The organism is Candidatus Pantoea gossypiicola (assembly GCF_008632075.1).
Lineage (GTDB): Bacteria > Pseudomonadota > Gammaproteobacteria > Enterobacterales > Enterobacteriaceae > Pantoea > Pantoea gossypiicola.
Genome location: NZ_VWVM01000001.1, coordinates 366,539 through 385,351, shown reverse-complemented (window position 1 = coordinate 385,351; position 18,813 = coordinate 366,539). Strand labels below are relative to the sequence as shown.

The 18,813-nt window shown below is 37.0% G+C and carries 20 protein-coding genes; 13 read left to right on the top strand and 7 right to left on the bottom strand.

Going from position 1 to position 18,813, the window contains the following annotated elements; genetic code table 11:
- Positions 1-6: 6 nt before the first annotated feature.
- From F3I20_RS01720 to F3I20_RS01685, 8 genes are all read left to right on the top strand, one after another.
- Complete coding sequence (locus F3I20_RS01720) at positions 7-219, top strand: helix-turn-helix transcriptional regulator (RefSeq protein ID WP_033775676.1); 213 nt, start codon at positions 7-9, stop codon at positions 217-219.
- 40 nt (positions 220-259) lie between these two features.
- Positions 260-883: a hypothetical protein gene (locus tag F3I20_RS01715; RefSeq protein WP_150036931.1), complete on the top strand. Its 624-nt coding sequence runs from the start codon at positions 260-262 to the stop codon at positions 881-883.
- A 316-nt stretch (positions 884-1,199) separates the two neighbouring features.
- Positions 1,200-2,420 (top strand): tyrosine-type recombinase/integrase, encoded by a 1,221-nt coding sequence (locus F3I20_RS01710; protein ID WP_150036932.1) that lies wholly within the window; start codon positions 1,200-1,202, stop codon positions 2,418-2,420.
- On the top strand, positions 2,407-3,720 hold the full coding sequence (locus F3I20_RS01705; RefSeq protein WP_150036933.1) for a site-specific integrase: 1,314 nt from the start codon (positions 2,407-2,409) through the stop codon (positions 3,718-3,720). Before F3I20_RS01710 ends, F3I20_RS01705 begins: the two co-directional genes overlap by 14 nt.
- On the top strand, positions 3,717-5,348 hold the full coding sequence (locus F3I20_RS01700) for a DNA-binding protein (RefSeq protein WP_150036934.1): 1,632 nt from the start codon (positions 3,717-3,719) through the stop codon (positions 5,346-5,348). The genes F3I20_RS01705 and F3I20_RS01700 overlap by 4 nt, the downstream gene beginning before the upstream one ends.
- Entirely contained in the window at positions 5,349-5,765 is a 417-nt protein-coding gene (locus F3I20_RS01695; protein ID WP_150036935.1) for a hypothetical protein, read from the top strand.
- Between the two features lie 83 nt (positions 5,766-5,848).
- Positions 5,849-6,256 (top strand): hypothetical protein, encoded by a 408-nt coding sequence (locus tag F3I20_RS01690; protein ID WP_150036936.1) that lies wholly within the window; start codon positions 5,849-5,851, stop codon positions 6,254-6,256.
- Positions 6,257-6,482: 226 nt separating this feature from the next.
- Complete coding sequence (locus tag F3I20_RS01685; RefSeq protein ID WP_150036937.1) at positions 6,483-7,055, top strand: hypothetical protein; 573 nt, start codon at positions 6,483-6,485, stop codon at positions 7,053-7,055.
- A gap of 115 nt (positions 7,056-7,170) precedes the next feature.
- Here the strand turns inward: F3I20_RS01685 and F3I20_RS01680 are convergent, their stop codons facing one another.
- The 7 genes from F3I20_RS01680 to F3I20_RS01655 all read right to left on the bottom strand — a co-directional run bounded on the left by F3I20_RS01680 (position 7,171) and on the right by F3I20_RS01655 (position 13,097).
- Complete coding sequence (locus F3I20_RS01680; RefSeq protein WP_150036938.1) at positions 7,171-8,994, bottom strand: ATP-dependent nuclease; 1,824 nt, start codon at positions 8,992-8,994, stop codon at positions 7,171-7,173.
- An 85-nt stretch (positions 8,995-9,079) separates the two neighbouring features.
- Positions 9,080-9,721 (bottom strand): EcsC family protein, encoded by a 642-nt coding sequence (locus tag F3I20_RS01675; protein ID WP_150036939.1) that lies wholly within the window; start codon positions 9,719-9,721, stop codon positions 9,080-9,082.
- Between the two features lie 135 nt (positions 9,722-9,856).
- Positions 9,857-10,450: a DUF4755 domain-containing protein gene (locus F3I20_RS01670; RefSeq protein ID WP_223822594.1), complete on the bottom strand. Its 594-nt coding sequence runs from the start codon at positions 10,448-10,450 to the stop codon at positions 9,857-9,859.
- Positions 10,451-10,734: 284 nt separating this feature from the next.
- The gene (locus F3I20_RS01665) at positions 10,735-11,841 is read right to left on the bottom strand and encodes a relaxase/mobilization nuclease domain-containing protein (protein ID WP_370513502.1); all 1,107 of its coding nucleotides are present in this window, start codon (positions 11,839-11,841) and stop codon (positions 10,735-10,737) included.
- A 9-nt stretch (positions 11,842-11,850) separates the two neighbouring features.
- On the bottom strand, positions 11,851-12,243 hold the full coding sequence (locus F3I20_RS01660; protein ID WP_150036942.1) for a hypothetical protein: 393 nt from the start codon (positions 12,241-12,243) through the stop codon (positions 11,851-11,853).
- 366 nt (positions 12,244-12,609) lie between these two features.
- Positions 12,610-12,867, bottom strand: a complete 258-nt coding sequence (locus F3I20_RS23820) for a hypothetical protein (protein ID WP_150036943.1) — start codon at positions 12,865-12,867, stop codon at positions 12,610-12,612.
- Positions 12,855-13,097, bottom strand: coding sequence for a hypothetical protein (locus tag F3I20_RS01655; RefSeq protein ID WP_150036944.1), 243 nt, complete (start codon positions 13,095-13,097; stop codon positions 12,855-12,857). The genes F3I20_RS23820 and F3I20_RS01655 overlap by 13 nt, the downstream gene beginning before the upstream one ends.
- A 507-nt stretch (positions 13,098-13,604) precedes the next feature.
- Between F3I20_RS01655 and hxsD the strand changes: the two genes are divergently transcribed.
- From hxsD to F3I20_RS01630, 5 genes are all read left to right on the top strand, one after another.
- Positions 13,605-13,877: a His-Xaa-Ser system protein HxsD gene (hxsD, locus tag F3I20_RS01650; RefSeq protein ID WP_150036945.1), complete on the top strand. Its 273-nt coding sequence runs from the start codon at positions 13,605-13,607 to the stop codon at positions 13,875-13,877.
- Positions 13,874-15,268 carry a His-Xaa-Ser system radical SAM maturase HxsB gene (hxsB, locus tag F3I20_RS01645; protein WP_150053162.1) on the top strand — a complete coding sequence of 465 codons (1,395 nt, stop codon included), beginning with the start codon at positions 13,874-13,876 and terminating at the stop codon, positions 15,266-15,268. The genes hxsD and hxsB overlap by 4 nt, the downstream gene beginning before the upstream one ends.
- Entirely contained in the window at positions 15,261-16,373 is a 1,113-nt protein-coding gene (gene hxsC, locus F3I20_RS01640) for a His-Xaa-Ser system radical SAM maturase HxsC (RefSeq protein WP_150036947.1), read from the top strand. Before hxsB ends, hxsC begins: the two co-directional genes overlap by 8 nt.
- Positions 16,370-17,002 (top strand): His-Xaa-Ser repeat protein HxsA, encoded by a 633-nt coding sequence (gene hxsA, locus F3I20_RS01635; protein WP_074399303.1) that lies wholly within the window; start codon positions 16,370-16,372, stop codon positions 17,000-17,002. Before hxsC ends, hxsA begins: the two co-directional genes overlap by 4 nt.
- 72 nt (positions 17,003-17,074) lie before the next feature.
- Positions 17,075-18,697, top strand: a complete 1,623-nt coding sequence (locus tag F3I20_RS01630; RefSeq protein ID WP_150036948.1) for a DUF6119 family protein — start codon at positions 17,075-17,077, stop codon at positions 18,695-18,697.
- Positions 18,698-18,813 lie beyond the last annotated feature (116 nt).

Here is an 18,813-nt window from a genome sequence, read left to right as displayed (position 1 = left end):
ACAATCATGAACACATCTACTAAACAAACCACACGACTTATCCGCTTACCAGAAGTCATGCATAAAACAGGTTACAAGAAAGCATGGATTTACCGATTGATTTCTGAAAATAAATTCCCTAAACCTATCAAACTGGGAGCAAGGTCTGTAGCTTTCATTGAGATTGAAGTCGATGATTGGATTTCTGACACCATTAGCAATTCGAGAACAGCTTCATAGTTAGGCTCTAGACGAACAACATCGACAAAGTGAGGACAATGTGGAAATCAAAGAATTCTTAGATATTGGCAACCTTTCGCTGCTTGTTAGTCAAAAAAGCTTTGATAAGATTTTTGATGCTGAAGCTATCAGGTTATTACCTGTTAATACATTGAGTAAAAAATCCGTGGCCTGTTTAAGCTATTACCTCGAAGATAGCGAATACAATCCATTCCAATTTTTACCTGAGTTAAATGAAGATAATCGAAACTATATCTATGAAACCATACTGTCTGTAATCAAGTGTAATAAGCTACTCAAAAAATTATCGAGGAAAATCACACAGAATGAAATTAATATCGCATTAAAAAAGACTGAAAAGGGCGAAGACTATGTGTTGCTATGTGGCTTAAGTATTAAAAGAAGTATGCTTAACCATTATGTTGACACAATGCCGGATCTTCTGCCAGATGAAGATTCATTTATGACAGATGACATTGACCTTCTTAAGCTAAGCACTGAAGATATAACAAAAATTTTGCTGTGTGACATGTTGGAAAGAGGAGCATTGATAATTCATATGGGAGATGAACTCCGCAGTAAAGTTAAAGTTATTAAAGAGAAATACTGGAACGAAGTAGAAAGTATTTACAATGGACGAACAACAATACAAATCACTATTTAAAAATATCATCATTTTAAAAATGTAAAGTTTTAAGATTAAAAAATAGTAAAATTTAACAGAATACTTTCCAAATTATTTTTTGGCGCCGCTGTATTACTCATGCAATAAGGCTTTATTAGTTTTTCTTCTTGAATCGGGTATGACTACAATAAACTAGCCGTACTGGTTTCTTTCACGTGAAAGAAATTTTTTTAAGTATCTAAATGGATTATAAATAAATCCAAAAATAACAAAATAAAATTGCAAAGTTTAAATCGATAAAATAATGATAAGCCGTAGTGATTACTAAATGTAAAATTTTCGGAGGGTTATTATAATGTCATTCAAAATAAAAAAATTTGTTATGAGCAATGGAGAACGCGATTGCTTAATTCTCAACAAAGAAACACTGCTACCAGTTTACTATCAGAACCTATATCTCACAACTAATGTCAGGAACAGAAGTGCGACTGCATCTACGATGGAGATAGTCGCAACGAATCTACTTATCCTTAGCAATTTTATGGAAAGTAGGAAAATCAACATCATTGATAGGATTGAAACCAAGCGTTTCCTAAGTGTAGCCGAAGTCGATGACCTGATACGGTATGCAAAGCAAAGATTCGATCAACAAAAAATTACGAATGTAAGATTACTAAAAGGAAAGCAGATTGCTACAAGAACTTTTAGTTACAGGATACACGTTTTTTCAAGCTATCTAAATTGGTTGTGCGGATTGATCCATTCTATGAAGGGAATCCATGCCAGATATGAAGTCGAAAGTTTTATTGAAAGCATAAAGGCGCACATCCCGCGAAATCGCTCACTCAGCATCAATGACAGAACTGACAAATCGATAAGTGAAGAACAAATAAAAACTCTGTTTAAGCTGTTGGAAGTCGGAGGGAGTCAAAACCCTTTTCAGAAGGAGGTTCAAGTCAGGAACCGGCTCATTTTTACCTTGCTACTGAATTGTGGGTTGAGAGCAGGTGAATTACTAAACCTTAAAGTAAATGATCTAAATCTTAGAAAAAACACACTGAGTATCTTCAGAAGACATGACTGCATTGAAGACCGGAGGCTGAATCAGCCATTAGTTAAAACTGGCGAAAGGATAATCCCATTATCAGATGAGTTAGCGATGGAAATTTTCGATTACATACAAACTTGTAGAAGTAAAACCACTAAAAAGAAAAAACATGACTTCCTGTTTGTAACTCACAGCGCAGGAAAAACGGCAGGAGAACCATTATCTGTTTCAGCATATGAGAAAATAATTTCAACCATTAAAAAAGCAAGCCCGGAATTAAAGAATTTATCGGGGCATAGATTGAGGCATTCATGGAACTATTTCTATTCAAATGAAATTGATGGTTCAAATTTGGAAATCAGTCGTAAAACAGGATTGAGATGCTATCTCATGGGGTGGTCAAAAGACTCAAAAATGTCTGAAAACTATAATTTCAAACATATATCAGAAAAAGAAAAAGAAGTTATTGGAAGAGTATATGAATCTTTGAAAAAGATAACTGAGGGTCAATATAATGGCAACGTGTAATTTAAGAAAAGAGAATCTGGTTTTTGCAACAATGCAGGGGTATAGCTTCAAGCTTTCTGATATCAGATGGCAATTAGATAAAGAGACTTGTATTTTTCCATATAAAATTGCCGACAAAATGCCAGAGTCGATGCGTATTGGTTACCTTACTACCTTGGCTTACTTTTCGGCTGAATACAGTGCAGGTTACACAAAAAACATAAACCAGATTTTTAGTCAATGGTTAGGAATGATAGACATTAAGACGATAGATGCTAATGCGGTTTATCAATTTAATGTTAGTTTAGGCCCTGAGAAAAACTACAAACTAAATTCTATAAAGAAGTTTCTAACGAAGTGGAAAAAGCTCGGTTATGTAGGAGTTGAAACCTCAGCTTTAACAATGCTGGAAAAAATAAAGGTTAAAAATAATTTGACAGGAGAAGCCGTCAAACGAAGAGACCCAAATACTGGACCGTTAACTGGAGAAGAGCTGGAAGTCGTTCTTAAGAGTATCAGCAATTTGTTAAAAGAAGATAAAATTCCCATGTGTCTTTATTGCTATGTCATTCTTTTAGCAACAACGGGAAGGAGGCCTTTACAGTTAACCTCATTAAAAGCAAAAGATCTCATCAGAACGGGAGAAGGTTGCTTTCTAAATATACCGAAAGTTAAACAAAGGAAGGACTTTAGAAGTGAGTTTAGCTTGGTAAGTATCGATGACTGCCTTTATGAGAAACTAACAACCTTGATTGATATGAATCAAAAATATATCGAAGATAGTATTAATCAGAAGATTAATCATATAAAAAATAAATTACCTATATTCATGGACTACAAAAAAACCGTATCAATTCAGTCTGGTCAAAGTTTAGATACCATTATCGCAACTGATTTTTTACATATGAAGAATTCATTTATCTCTAAAGAATTAGATAAAATCACCACTAAATTTAATATCCAGTCATCAAGAACCCATAATCCTATAAGGCTGAATGCCAGACGATTCAGGTATACCCTTGGTTCTCGTTTAGCAAAGGAAGGAGCCTCAGTTGAAGTGATCGCTAAAGCATTAGACCATAAATCTATTAACTCATCAGGGATATACGTAAAAAATAGCCCAGATAATGTTCACTATATTGATATGAAACTTCATTCATTTTTTGAACCTCTATCGAAGATATTTCAGGGTAGCGATAGCACACAGAACAAGAAGCTCTTTACAGAATATGTTTTAAATTCTTTTGGATTCACTGATTGTAAACACGAACACGTAGAGTGTTTTACCTGCAAAAACTTTAGAGCCTGGAGTTCTGAATGACCAATGTGATTTTATTCGAGCCAATCAATGCTAACAACCCAAATTTAAATGTTGTAGATTTTATTAAATTTTGCAAAGGTAATGTTTTCAACTCTAAGTTAGCCATTGCATGGGAAAGCAATATATGGAAGGGATGTTACAGATTCAACAAGTTTGACATGAAAAATAATCGAAACAGCAAAGATAGATTAGATGATAGCTTCATTGATTTTGCTAAGGCTTATATGTTTCATATTCACTCGTTTAACAAGTCAAAATCAAACCAGAATGCTTTGGCAATGTTGAAGATCGTTGAGTTTGTGCTATTGAAATCATACGGTGAAGCTAATGTAGTCAAGTGTAATAATAACATTTTTGATGAGTGTGTAAGAGTAGCAACGGCTAAATATACGAAATTAACAGCAGTTGGAATTGGTAAGGAACTTGAGAAACTATGTTTATTTTTGAGTGAAAACAGAATGACAAGCTCATCATACTTTTTTTGGGTAAATCCGTTAAGGCATAAAATAACTCAAAGTTGGCAAGGTTATGAACCTTCTCTGGAAGGGCACTCAAAATTACCAGATATAAAGTCCGTCATAGCCATTGCGGAGATTTTCTCAAAAGATGAAAGCCAACTGTCTGTGAGGGATATTTTCACAACGTCTGTTCTTGCACTGCTGATGTGTGCACCAGGACGAATCTCGGAAATATTAAGCCTTCCTGCGGATTGTGAGATTACAGAGCATGATGAGAACGGCATTGAACGATATGGTCTAAGGTTTTTTTCAGCGAAGGGGTATGCTGGAGACATCAAATGGATTCCTTCAGTAATGGTCCCTGTAGCTAAAAAGGCCATAGCCCGGTTGAGAAAGTTGTCCACCCATCCAAGGTTTGTTGCAAAAACGATGGAAGGGAAGGTTCCTGAGTCATATAGATATGGACTCTTTAGTAAAAAACCTCAAAATTTTCCTTGGTATGATGAAGAGAAAAAAATCAAATATTCAAATGCTTTGTGTCTGTTATTTGAGGGACAATTATGTAAGAAAACGAGCAATCATTTGGCACCTTTGTTCAGACCCACTGCTCAGTTTTTTAGATCGGATATTGATGCCTTTGCAAGTATCAAAGGCACTACAAGCTTGTTTAAAAGACACGGTTATATTAACGAAGATGGTAGCCCGTATTCGCTTAGGACCCATCAATTAAGACATCTACTTAATACGTTTTCTCAAATCAATGGTATGGACGAGTTTAGCATCGCCAGATGGTCTGGAAGGAAGCTGGTCTCACAAAATGTTTCCTACGATCACCGATCACACTTACAAATGATCAATCTCATGAAAGATAAAACTTCAATCGGAGCCGGTAATAGCCATAGGAAAAAAGAAATAGCTGTTATGGACATAACTGAATTCGATTTATTGAATGATGGAGCTGTGCTCGTCACTAAGCATGGCTACTGCAAGCACTCATATGTTTTTGAGCCTTGTAGTTATTATCCCTTACAAGACTCTGGAACGGATGATGGCCAACTAATGATGATACACACTAAAATTCTTGAAAAAACCAATTATGATAAAAATGATGGGAATGTTAATGCTGATAAATGGTATAAATTCCAAACAAAAATAATAAAAGGAGAATAAATGGCTAAACATATTACTGGTTACGATGAAAAATTGATAATGAAAGTTATTAATACCTGGAATGACGATGAGAAGCTGACCTGGGAGGCTTTATGTGACGAGTTGATAAAGGTCATTGGGAAAAGACCTTCAAGACAATCTTTGAGTAGTCATGTTAAAGTTGTAGATTGTTTTAATTCAAAAAAGATGCTTCTCAAGTCTGGTGTGAAAGAAACATGTGCGGTTAAACCTGCTAATTTAAAGATTGCTTGTCAGAGAATAAAAAGGCTCGAAACTGAAAACGAAGCTTTGATAGCATTGAATAACAAATATTTAGAGCAGTTTAAGATATGGCTGTATAACTCTCACTTAAAGCAAATAACAGTCGATGAGCTTAATCGTCCTTTACCTAAAAAAGATATTCAAATAGAAATTTGATAGGTTTTAACTATTGACATGATTGGATATTATGATATTTCTTTAATTGTCAGGATGACATTCACAACAGCAAGGATGCTACTATGAATAAATTAAACAGATATTTGCCAGATCAGAAATTTTTGATACTCCTCAATCGCTTCATTCTTAGATACGATGAATCAGACTGCAATAAAGAAAAAATCGTAAAAGATGCCTACCTATTCTGTGTAGGATACTTTTTGAAGTATCAGCAAGACTATCAGAATCCTTATCTGAAGGGACCAAGCAACATTATTGCAGTTTTGAGTTCGGCTTTGCTCAGTCCAAATTTCTATACAATACCTTCAACTGTCAGCCTTGAACGAGTGCTGTATTTCTACAAGTTTATTATCGAATACATTATCTGGAATGAGTATGAAGTAGAAAGAATATTTGCTACTCAAAAACAGAGCCTTACGCATTCACCAGAGCTTAAATCAGATGACTTTAAGGTTAAGAAAAAAGTATGAGGGTTTTATATTCCTTGTCAAAATGATATATAATGTGTTTGCCACACGAACTTTAAACTTAAACTGGATGATTAGTGTTCTGCAAATAGATTATGTGGCATCTTACTTTTCATCGACATATCTTAATTACAATTAATGCATAGAAAATATTTATTGTAATTTTTTAAATTAATAATTAAGGTTTATAGTTTTATTTTAAATCTTTCTGCAAATTAGGGGGTGAGGTATGGGATTACCAACTGAATTTAAAACTAAACGATTAGAATATTTGAAAAGAAAAGCTGAAATTTGTTTTCCAGATAATTTTGAAAGCTTGGCAGACGATGATTTTATAGTTTTAGGTAAATACATACAAACATATAGTTATATTGAGTTAAATATCAATAGACTATTTAATACTCTTAAGAATGCTGGAGTGATAAAGGTAAGTTCCAATGATAGAGTCAATATCCCATTTATTATTAAGAAACTTATATTTTCAGTCCATGATTATGTTCATTCTCTTTCAGACATAAAAGATGTTATTGATAATCTTAATGAAATAAAATTTCGAAGAGACTATCGAAATATCTTTGCTCATTGGGCAGCAAAAAAAATTCCTGATGAAAACGGTATTATATTCCTTACTGGTGACTCTAATGATTATAAGAAAATTTTTGGCGATAAAATGCCGCATGGTTCAATTTCTTATGTTGTTTTTGATATCAATGATATTCATTCACTATGCTCACATATAGCAAGTTATGAATCATGGATTGCACACTTTTGTTCTGCTGTTTTTGAACAATACAATTCATGACACATTTAAATAAAGTGAAGATAAATTAAAATGATAAGGCTAAACTATATTTTCATGTGCATGAAAAATGGAAAGCTAAAATCCCGCACTGGATTTTAGCTTTTTGTATTTAAGCTTAGAGAGCTAAATGATCGAGATGAGGTGAGTGAAGATTAATAAATATTTCTTGCCAGTTTGTTGGTAAGTCTTCAAATGCCTCTGACCAATTATCTTCTATGTGTTTATGCGCTTTGTATGGCTTTTCGCTGCTTGGAGCCTTATAGCCCAGTATATCTTCAATGCATTCTTCAACCATTATTCTGCGTTCTGCACCAGTCACTGATAGTATCAAAGGGTTCATTGCTTCAGCCTTTTCAGTTCCTCCATCCCTGTCATGCATAATAATGTAATTCACATCCAAAGCATTTAAGTATTTTGCCAGGGAAATTAGAACAGCTTTCCCTCTCGCTCTTAAAAGTTCGCAGTTTCCTATTACTATCGATTTATCTCTCGGCGATAATCTTTTTATTGTTTCTCGAACAATTATTTCCTCTGTATCACCTTCAACAAATATGCATTTATTTGTGAAAAATAATCTTGATATATAATCATCTAATTTTAAAAGCATCTTTAAATTTTGCTTTTCATCGGCTTTTAATTCTTTAAAAGCTTTTTCAATATTAAACGTTTTGGTGGCTGAGAATCCATTTTCGCTAATTGAAAATTTTGTAAGGCTTATTTTTTTATCAGATCCTAAGTTAATCATATATGGTGAGTGGGTGGTAGCTACAATTTGATGGTTATTACCGGAAAAATCGTAAAGAGCATCTCTGAGTTGATTAGATGCGGCAGGGTGTAAAAATAGTTCTGGTTCTTCAAAGCAGAGAATAGTTCTTCTTGGACATTCGGATGCTCTGTTCAGGAAGTCCTGAATGAATCTTAATAACTGAAATACCGTTGTCCTTATCATCCCATGTCCTTGATAATTTACAGCCGTTTTAACATTGCTTTCCATCTCTATGCTAAAAAGTGGTTTAATACTTTTATCAGCGTCATCAAGGTTTGCAGATACATGTATAAATGTATTTGGGAAAATATTGTGCGACATCGAATTAAGATTTTCCATCAACTGACCAAATTGAGTATTCTCATCTTGAGGATTCATTTCTCTCGCAAGAGCAGAGAGGTATGTTTGCGCCAGAGCATAATTTTGTGAATTCTTTCTCACATCACTGAATAGGTCTACTAACAAACTTAGCAAAGCTCCATTTTGACTTGTTAGTTCAGCTATGCATGATTCAGCAGGAATAATAATAACCTTGGGGAGTTTAGATAATACATTCCCAGGTATTCCGCCTGGGTTTTTTACCCACGTTATAGCGCTATCCGTATTAACATCCCATAGCTCAGGTAAGTCATTAAAGTTTTCTTTGTTGTTCTTATGTGTGAATGGTAATTCTAAATTTTCGATCCCGAAATGTTCAGTTAATCTATCAATATCAAAATTTTCGCTGATAAGATCCATTGGCTTAGAAGCATGAGCATATTTTCCTGCTCTGGTTTTAGTATACTCCTTTAAATAAACCTCAGGCTTTGCTGCATCGAGCTTCCATACTTTCCTATAAACTATCATGTTATCTGTCTCACCTTCAGCAGGAGCGCTGTTCTTGATAACACGACCTTTGAATCCTACCCACTCTTTAGCAATATCAGGTAGGTTATGATATTCACCAATTATCTCTATTTCGTTGGCCTTTATGAAGTCATCTCGTTCTTCATTATAATGTTTTGCATAGTCTTCAGATGAAACATTTGTGTTCTTATGGAGATAATCTAATGCCTTAAAAACACTCGATTTACCCGCGTTATTCGAGCCAATTAAGAAAGTCGTATCCCTAAAATTCACAGTGCAGTTTTTAAGCTTCCTGAAGTTTTTAATTGTAAGTTTATCTAATCTCATGTTTTTCTCGCATATTCAATGTAAAAGCAATTTTTCTTAAATTCGTCATTTTATCTTTAAGACTTACGTCCTTTATCGAGTTACTTCATGACAATATGCTTTTTTCAATAAATGTTTTGCGGGCGACATTTCCAACAATATTTGTAGATATACCATCAAAAGTTCCACCGATGATCCCACCTACAACAGGTATCATCTTGCCTAAATTTATAGCTCCTTTTTCACCAAACTTCGTCAGCAGCCTAAAGCCGACCTGCTTATTGATGGCAAAAATGGTTTCTTTAGAAATACTTTTGATCAACTGAGTAGACATTTTGGAACCAATGATAATGCCAGTGCTTTTGAGTATGTCTTTTGCGGCATTTCCAGCAAGGCAGCTATAGACAATGGTTTTTACGCGATCATCTCTTACATCATATCCGCCCATCAGAGCGATGGCTGTAATCATGCGGATTTGAACGTAAATGACTGTAGCTATGCTTGCGGGGATTGCTACAGGGAGGGTTATGATTCCCCCAAGTCCAGAGACAAACCCTGTTGTGGCGGATTTGGTATTTTGCCAGCGAATGAGAGAGTTTACTTTTTCAACTAAAGTGTCATCGCCTTTTAGATAGCTCTCGGCCATTTCATAAGCAGAGTCTGTTCCTGGTATGCTTCCATCCAGCGCCTTATCGTAAGCCCAGTTAAGAGCCTGCATGATTTTGCCTTCATTTAATGCTTCAGCCATTCTAAGTCCCTATTAAAATTTTGTGAAAACATAGAACTTATCGGAATGGTTAAGTTTATCTTTACAGTTAAGAGGTAAAAAAAAACCAATCTGGCGATTGGTTTTTTAAGTTTCTGATAAATATGATTTTTTAATTTATCTATTAATTACATTATTAAAGATATGCATCCAGCGCTTAAGTTGCAGTTCCGTATCACGGATACCTTCCTGCGAGTTGAAGTCACCCTTTTGAGGAAAGAACATTACTCTCCATTCTGGATACTGAACATCGTCCACTGCGATGTAAAAGCCCGATTCTCTAAAATCATGAGTGCGGTCGAGTTCTTTGTTGATACCAGCCCGTTCTCTCGTAGTAGACAAATTGTATCGCCACTCTTTGATTGCTGAGAACGGATAGGTTTTTTGTTTGTTCTCTTCCTTGAGATGGATAAGTCCTCTTTGCTGGTCGAGCTTCATAAAAGTGGAACCAAATTCATGACTCCACATACCGTCTTGCTCGCCAAAATGGTCTCTGGTGCTGGCATTCCACTTCTTAATGCGGAATTTTTTGTAGGCAAACATCAAGAGCATGATGCTTGCGAAAATCCATACGAGAGCGAGTTGGACCAACCCCTGAATTCCAGAGAAATAGAAAATGACAATTGGAAGTGCAATAGCAATCCATACCCGTTTCATCATAAGGAAGTTGGGCTGTTTTACTTCAGTTGTTGCTGTCATAGGTTCGTCCAAGGTTAGTTTCTCTGAATCAAAGGCGCACGTATGCATCAGCTTATTCTGCTGATAAATCAGTGTGCTATGTGGTTTCGTTTGAAGTTACATTACGGCTAGGAAACAGGGTCTAGCAAATCATTTATACCGATCGATCGCTTTCTTTCGATAGTCAATGACTATCATGAATGGGTAATTGATCAGTAATAACGATCGATCGTTTTTATCTATCAATCTGATTTGAAATGAAAATATTTGTTGTGTTTGCCTTAGGGAATGATTTTAACTATCTGAAAACTAGCCGTTTAAAGAGGTTTAAATTGCGGTTTTCTTGCCGAGTCTTGAGAATTTACCTCAGAAATCTCTGGTGCTTCAGAGTTGCTGGTTCGTATTACGGTCAAGATGAAGTTTCTTTTGAGAGGGTTGAGAATCGTTGAGCCAACAGCTTTTAAACTGGCAACAAGCTCCTCAAGGTAAGGTATCCATTGCAACCAGCGAGATCGGATATGTTCTCTGGAATTTGCCGTAAGGGGTGTTGGTATAGCTGTGGGAGGAACTTCAATGGGATTCGAAACGTTTTCATTGTCGGCAATCGATTCAGGAGCAACAGCCTCTATTGGTTGAGTGACGGTGATTCGTTTACTCATGTTTGACCAACTGTATGCCTTACCGAGCTGTGATGCCTTAAAAGCGACTCCCTGATGCTCAAATGAAAAACCGTTCATCTTGCCAGTTGATGCGATGTTTGCTGTCGCTGATATGTTTTGCTTTTGTAACTCATTTATGAAGTCTTCGATTGTGATGGTATCGAAGAAGATAAGGATCGCATCTATAGCTTCCTGTATCACTTTTTTAGAAGGTTTCTCTCCGGTCCTGTCCTGCATCATCTTTTCATTACGAGTGAGCTTCCTTTGCTCTTTGGGCTGTTTAGTAGGAGAAGGACCTTTCGTTCTGGTGAGCTGATGATCTCTTTCAAGCTCCTGAATGACACGAGTGCTCTTAAGGTTCTCGTTCCTGCCCAGGTAAAGCTGGCCATCTGCTAAAACGTTTATCCGCGAAGCAATGATGTGAATGTGCTGTCCTGCCTCGTCGTCATGCAGAACATAGCAACGGAGGTGAGTGTCACAGAATCCCATTCGCTTCATGTAATCGTCAGCAATTTTCCTCCATTGCTCTTTAGTGAGTGATTCACCTACTGGTAGACGAAGGGAGTTATGCCAAACTGGTTTCGTAACATTCTCTCTTAGCTTCTGAGTCTTTGCGAACTCAGCGGTCAGCTCGTCTATAGTGATGCCGACAAGATTGCCACCAATCACCATTGGTGTAGTCATATGATGAGGAGCAGGGGCAAGCGCATACGAGATTACTCCTCGAAAGTTCTTACCCCTTTTTATTTTATTCATACCCTTCATCAGCGATGATCACTTTTCAAGGGTCAGCAAAGCATCTCTTACATGCAACAGCTTCACTTTTAAAGCACTTACTTCCTGCGATAGTGGCTGAGCATCTTCGCCTCTGCGAAGCAGGAACGAAGTAAGATCATTCAGTTTCTGTAAGGAACCAGTAAGCTCCTGCCAGGCTTCTTTGTTGATTTCGGGAACAGAAGGGGGTAGTTGCAGAAGAGCTGAGGATCTAAGCCAACAGCTCCTGCTTAGCTGTCCTCTGAACTGGTTTACTTTGCTCAGCTCAACCTCATTTAATCTGACAGTCACTGAGTGTTTGCGAAGACGATTAGGGGGTGATTTTTTAACGGCAGGGTCATTGGTAAATGTAGAAGGGAACTCATCGTCAAAAATGATATTGTGTTCTTTCATATCAACTCCTTTTGATATTATTTCATTAAAAGCATATCCATATGCTAACTATAATAAATACCACAAACATCAATCGCGTCAATGGGTTGGGTTTGGTATTTTTTTTGCTTTTATCTTTCTTTTTCAACCGAAGGGCGGAAAAAGCAAGGCAACTCAAAGATGCGGAGCATCTATGAGTTAGCCCTTGCTTATTATTTAACAGTTGACTTAATAATTTAATGAATTATAAAAATAAAAACTAATTCTTTTAAAATCTGGAGGTTTAATATGTCACACTGCATAGCAATATTAATGTCATTGATTTACTTATCCACAATACTATTGATTTTTTTCCTCAATTAATTATTTGATGCGAATTTAGATGGCCTACTGTTTAGGTTGTTCTGTATCAGAAATAGAACGATAGCTTTCTATACCATGAATTATTGTTTTTAGAAAAGTGCAGGAGAGTATTATTATCCAAATTATTATTGCAATATTTCCGGTTTCAAAAAAGTTAGCAATTGACTTAACTTTCTCTGAACCTACATCGTTAGCGGCAAATGTAAATGCTTTACATGAAGCAAAAAGATATAAAGTTGTGTCATTGATGTTTTTTAAAAACTTAGCATTTATTTTTGCCATTTTTTATAAGTAAATAAAGCAATTAAAGATGGTATAAAGCAAAATATATAAAAAACAGGCCAGAATCCTGCCATAAGCAAAAGAGATATTAAATAAACAAAAAATAAAATAAAAATTGTTTTCTTCAGTTTTAAGAAAGTTACAGTTTTTTCTTTTGCCTTCTTAAAGTCATAATTGCGTATTTTCTCAATTATGTTTTTATTTCTATTGTTGCTTTTATTATCACTCACAGATTTTACTCCATTACTCTATGAAAATTTATTATAAAATTTAATGTTAAAGCCTTTATAAAATATAGAGCTAAAGGCAGTGACTAAGATAAATGCTACAGTTTATCCAAGCTAAGACTACAGTAGTATATCCATATGAAGTTAAATATCATCAAACCTCCATTCATTTTCATCAGATGTGCATCTGCTAAACTTTTTTGGGTAACTTCTATAAATAACAATAAGTTAATTAATTATTTGCATGTTTTTCATGCATTCACACTTAAATCTGTCCAATTTCTTTAGTACATGATTAGTGAAGTTTATCAAAACAAATTTACACATTAGTTCTATGGGGTTAGAATGCTCAATAAGAATAATCTGTAATTATTTCTATGAAAAGCAATTTAAATCAATGGTTTACTTAAGTTGTTGGGTTTGTGGTGCGCTTTAAGGTGGGTTTAGACGGGGCTGATAGTTAAGGAATGTTTCTTTTTTTAAGCTATTTTCTTTCAATATGGTAATGTCATGCTGAAAAAATTAGATAAAACAATGTATTCGGAGTGGGTAATCAGAAACAGCCTCTACTGGATGAGTGCAGTTACCCGCTGGAAGCTTGATGAAGACAACGAGCACTGGCTCATTTCGTTCGAACCTTTCAATGACGAGATTGAGTTCGAGTTCGAACGACTGCTGAATGATTACAAGCTCAGGGAGAAGCTTCAGGCTCATACTGGTCAGGTTAGGGCTTCTATCATCGACAATGTTCTGAGGAGCATCGATTCGAGACTCTCTCAATGAATACGATGCCATTCAACTTTGACCGCCTTCGCAATGGCAAAGTCTTCATCAGCAACCTTGCTGGCTTTCACAGCTTTGTCGATAACGAAGAACTCAACCTCCTTGCCAATAACATTTTTCCTCCAGAACAAACCATCTCACGCCAACTTGAAAGCAGATTGTTCATTTCAGACGATGTTACTCAGGCAGTTTCAAAAGCCTCTCTGAGTTCTGCCTTCGCTAAGCGACTTATGAACGAACTGGCCGTAAGACCAATTTTCATGATTGTGCCGACTCTCAGGTGCGATCACACCTGTAAGTATTGCCAGGTCAGCAGAGCATCGGTTACCGCTGACGGTTATGACCTGAATCCAGAACTGATACCGCAAATCGTCAGCACCATTAAGAAGCTGGGCACTCCACCTTACAAGATTGAAGTGCAGGGCGGAGAACCGCTTCTCAGATTCGATCTCGTCCAGGCAATTTATGAAGAGTGCGATAGTTCATTAGGTAGTGGTGCTTTCGAAATGGTTATTGCTACGAGTCTTTCAATACTCGATGAAAGCATCCTCTCTTGGGTTAAAGAACGGAATATCACCTTTTCTGTCTCTCTTGATGGTAATGAAGCCGTCCATAATAAAAACCGTATCCTCACCGACTCTCAGGCTCACAACAAAGCCGTCACGGGCATTAGAAAAATCTCAGAAGAGCTGGGAGCAAACCGGGTAGCTACGGTAACCACAGTTACTAAGGAGCTGACAAAAGAGCCAGCCTCTATAGTGGATGCTCATCTGTCCCTTGGCCTAACCGACATGTTTATCAGGCCAGTAAGTCCTTATGGGTTTGCTCAGAAGCAGAGCTTCACTTTTTCGATGCCTGAATATTTTGAGTTCTATAAGAAGTTAATGCAGGAAGTGTTGCTTCAGAACCAGAAGGGTATACCTGTCGTTGAGCATTCGGCTTCAATCCATCTAAAGCGGATTTTCAATCCGGGATTCAGTGGTTATGCAGATCTGAAATCACCAAGTGGAGTCGTGCTGAACTGCATTCTGTTTAACTATGACGGCAAGATCTACGGTAGCGACGAAAGCCGTATGCTCCAGAAAGTAAATCCCGAAGCAAATTTCAGTGCCGGAGAGTTTGCTTCACTCTCATTCAGTAGCAACGAATACTACCGTTCCGCTCTCTCATCATCATTCAACTTTGCCATGCCAGGTTGTGACACCTGTGCATATCAGCCTTTCTGTGGATCAGATCCGTGTCAGAACATCAGTGTTCATGGCGAACCTGTTGGTGACAAGAGTCGGTCAACCTTCTGCCAGTATCACAAAGGGATGTTCCGCTTCCTACTGAATGAAATCTCTCAGGATGGACCAATGGCTGAGATGCTCAAAAGGTGGGCTTATGTCTGAGGTGTTGAGAAACGATATTTTCCGGTTTTCATCAGACTTGCCAGTTCAGCAAGGCTTCTATTGCCTGTGTAAAACAAAGCCCAAGAATCCTCAATTCTATCTGCCAAATTTGCTTGTCACTGCGACACAACTTAATTCCAGACTGCCTGCATATTTTGCAGACTCGATTGTGAGCCAGGAACTTTTCGATTCCATAGAAGATGGTGACATTGGGATCGTCAACAACGGCAACATGCTCCGGGTGATACTGTCCCGTAGAGCAAACCATAACACTGTCCTTGTCACTGAAAGGTGCAACAACAGTTGCCTGTTTTGTTCTCAGCCTCCCAAGACAGGTAATGATGACTGGCTTCTTAACCAGTCAGCTTTGGCTATAGCTTCTTTCTCTCTGAATGGAGTAGTGGGAGTGAGCGGGGGAGAGCCTTTGCTCTATGGCGAAGACTTCCTGCATTTTCTGGACTTCATAATCGAAAATTCCCCTGACACAGCACTGCATGTTCTTACCAACGGACGGAAGTTTGCGGATGTCAGCTTTACCCAGCAGATGAAAGAAAGAAGCGAGAAGATCAAAATCACGTTTGGGATACCGCTTTATTCCTCAAGAGCATCAGTTCACGACTACCTTGTCGGAAGCGAGGGAGCATTTGATGAAACAGTCAGGGGAATGATCAATGCCGGTAACTCAGGGATCAACATAGAACTGAGAGTCATCCCTACTCAGGCTAACTATACAGAGCTTGATGACATCGTTGAGTTTGCTGGTCGTGTGTTCTCGAACATTAACCAAATCTCCCTGATGGGGTTAGAGTCGATTGGATGGGCCCGTAAGAACTGGTCATCGATCTTCATAGAGCACGACAACTACAGCGAACAAATCCTTTCGGCTGTAGACACTGCACACAGGTCAGGTATCCCTCTTACCATCTTCAATTACCCATTGTGTCACCTTCCTGAAAGGGCATGGGATTTTGCTACACAGTCCATCTCTGACTGGAAAAATTACTATCCCAAAGAATGTGATGAATGCACTCAGAAGTCTTCCTGTGCTGGTTATTTCAGTTCATCAAAAGGCCGTTTTCATCAACCTCCGAGACCAATAATATGAAAAAGTTTAATTTCGCGGCTCTGCTTCCTGGTTTTTTGGCTCTCAATAACTCTGTTTGGGCAAGTGATTCATCTACTGGTGCCAGTGACTTACCTGGTATGACCCTGAATGAGCATGATTTGGTGATAGCCCCACTCAACACCGAAGTGCCGTTCTACATTGCAGGACACAGAAGTCACAGTTCTCACCGTAGCCACAGCTCCCACCGTTCTTCATCAGGCGGTGGTTACTATGGAGGAAGCACTCCCTACTATCCCAAAACATACAGCTCCCCTAGCACCTCAGATTCATCCAGCTCAGGAACTCGTTCGTCGTCATCTTCCTCTGTTCGCTCACTTCGCTCCAATGATACTGACACCTCCGCCACTACAAACTCATCAGGAACGACAGGTGCCAACCGTGCAAGTAGTGGGCTGACTTCGGATACAGAAAAACGTAAGCGGTTGATCATGAGAGTGCAGTTCGCATTACTCGATAAGGGGTTCTACAACGGCAATATTGACGGGAGCATGGGACCTGCGACACGAACAGCTATCAAGGATTATAGAGTTGCTAATGGACTACCCACACCGGCAAGGGAAACCTTGGATACGCAGTTGTTAAATTCACTGAGTATCTTAGCTCGTTAGGGTATATTTTTTATGAACCTGCACATTTGCAATTTTTAGTGTTCCTCAATAAAAGTAACAAAAGGATCTATAATGTCAGTGAGTTATAACATATATAGAATGCCATGCAAGCTATTACCAGATTTAACCAAGAAAATCATTAAGGAAGGGCTTATTGAGCAAAAGACTATCTTGCATAAAACTTATCAACTTAAGTTTTATTTTTCTGATAAGCTAAAAGGAAACGAAGTTTGGTGGTGGGATGTGTTTAGTGATTTCTTTAAAGATGGAATTGAAAAGCCGCATAATATTTTCTATTTTGGCCTTTTGATAGGATTTAAAGAAAAAGACCCCGAAAATTGCTATCTTATTAGTCTTGGTAAGTCGCATTTTTATCTAAGCAAGTTTATAGAGACAGACTTTGGATTAAATGTAGCAATGCGTATAGCTAATGATGAGAACATCTTGCTTAAGAAAAGTAGATTTTTTTGCGGAGGTAAGAGTCAGGAGGCATCATCATATTCACAGTTTGTGCAAGGCTCATATTTCCCTGGCGAATCAATTGAACATCTTAAAACAAAGGCTAAAGAGACAGATAAGTGGGGAGCAAATAATATTACATTTTCAGACTCTATCCAGCTAACTTTAGATGGTGATCCTACTGCATTGGTTGATGTCTTCAACGATATAGATTCTTCATTGGCAACTAAGGAAATAATTGAATTTCCTAAATCAGAAAAGATAACGGACGAGTTAAAAATAGAAGAGCTTGATGAGCGTCTACTTAATTCAATTCTCACAGAAAACGCAAATGTTATTATAGATGAGATTCAATCTTTTGGTGCCTCAATTATAATAAACAACGCTTTGACATATTTTAAGTTACACACAAAAACTGAGGGAAGCAGTAAGTATCATCAATCGGCAAGTAAAATCAATGATATAAAAATAACAGATATAAAAGAATTTATCAATAACAATGCTATAAAGGATATTAATAAGGTTTACGTTAAAATAACCAATGAGGCTAATAATGGTCACACAGTATCCTTGAAAGAAATACTTAGCATTACTTACACTGAAGTAAGCGAGCACTACTTTCTTAAAAGAGGGGTTTGGAATAGATTTAACACTGCTTTTATGAAATATCTTTATAATTCCTTAGGGAATATAGTTTTTGAGATTAAAAATGATCTTAAGGAAGATGAGTTCAAAGCATGGCAAGTTATTAAAGCACAACAAATTGCCAAAGGTACTTCTAAAGATAAATTGGACTACAGAGAATATTACTTCAATGAAAAAATGGCAAATGAAGAAGGTTATACGCTTTTAGATCGACAGCTTAAAAAAATACCTTCACTACGTAAGGGCGGGAAAGATTATAATGTTGAAGTTGCAGATCTCTATAAACACGGGGCATTAATAGCCGTAAAGATATCAGATAAACCACATGATCTCATTTATAATATCCAACAGTCTATAACAACCATCCAAAAAATAAAGAGAGGATCAATGGAGTTTAAAAGGTCCGTTACCGATGTTGTTTTATGGATTGCCACTACAAAAAAGGTTAAAGAATTAATAGATATTAATTCCATACAATTCTTATTAGCTATACAAACTTGGAAGGAGGTGGTTGAAGGGTTTAATTTGAAGCCAAAAATCTACTATTCTCATCATGATATACCCAAAAAACCAAAGAAAAAAGTCGTTTGAAAATTATAGAAATTCAAATTTATTTATCAGGATTTTGAGGGGCGGAGGATTGATTTCTAAATTAAGGCTATTCTTACCGAATGCTGGTTAACTTAACAACCTTAAAAGGTGGTGTT

Excerpts from the sequence above, each read along its gene's own strand:
- F3I20_RS01720 (WP_033775676.1), top strand. The coding sequence starts at position 7 with ATGAACACATCTACTAAACAAACCACACGACTTATCCGCTTACCAGAA.
- F3I20_RS01710 (WP_150036932.1), top strand. The coding sequence starts at position 1,200 with ATGTCATTCAAAATAAAAAAATTTGTTATGAGCAATGGAGAACGCGAT.
- F3I20_RS01705 (WP_150036933.1), top strand. The coding sequence starts at position 2,407 with ATGGCAACGTGTAATTTAAGAAAAGAGAATCTGGTTTTTGCAACAATG.
- F3I20_RS01700 (WP_150036934.1), top strand. The coding sequence starts at position 3,717 with ATGACCAATGTGATTTTATTCGAGCCAATCAATGCTAACAACCCAAAT.
- F3I20_RS01695 (WP_150036935.1), top strand. The coding sequence starts at position 5,349 with ATGGCTAAACATATTACTGGTTACGATGAAAAATTGATAATGAAAGTT.
- F3I20_RS01690 (WP_150036936.1), top strand. The coding sequence starts at position 5,849 with ATGAATAAATTAAACAGATATTTGCCAGATCAGAAATTTTTGATACTC.
- F3I20_RS01685 (WP_150036937.1), top strand. The coding sequence starts at position 6,483 with ATGGGATTACCAACTGAATTTAAAACTAAACGATTAGAATATTTGAAA.
- F3I20_RS01680 (WP_150036938.1), bottom strand. The coding sequence starts at position 8,994 with ATGAGATTAGATAAACTTACAATTAAAAACTTCAGGAAGCTTAAAAAC.
- F3I20_RS01675 (WP_150036939.1), bottom strand. The coding sequence starts at position 9,721 with ATGGCTGAAGCATTAAATGAAGGCAAAATCATGCAGGCTCTTAACTGG.
- F3I20_RS01665 (WP_370513502.1), bottom strand. The coding sequence starts at position 11,841 with ATGAAGGGTATGAATAAAATAAAAAGGGGTAAGAACTTTCGAGGAGTA.
- F3I20_RS01660 (WP_150036942.1), bottom strand. The coding sequence starts at position 12,243 with ATGAAAGAACACAATATCATTTTTGACGATGAGTTCCCTTCTACATTT.
- F3I20_RS23820 (WP_150036943.1), bottom strand. The coding sequence starts at position 12,867 with ATGGCAAAAATAAATGCTAAGTTTTTAAAAAACATCAATGACACAACT.
- hxsD (WP_150036945.1), top strand. The coding sequence starts at position 13,605 with ATGCTGAAAAAATTAGATAAAACAATGTATTCGGAGTGGGTAATCAGA.
- hxsB (WP_150053162.1), top strand. The coding sequence starts at position 13,874 with ATGAATACGATGCCATTCAACTTTGACCGCCTTCGCAATGGCAAAGTC.
- hxsC (WP_150036947.1), top strand. The coding sequence starts at position 15,261 with ATGTCTGAGGTGTTGAGAAACGATATTTTCCGGTTTTCATCAGACTTG.
- hxsA (WP_074399303.1), top strand. The coding sequence starts at position 16,370 with ATGAAAAAGTTTAATTTCGCGGCTCTGCTTCCTGGTTTTTTGGCTCTC.
- F3I20_RS01630 (WP_150036948.1), top strand. The coding sequence starts at position 17,075 with ATGTCAGTGAGTTATAACATATATAGAATGCCATGCAAGCTATTACCA.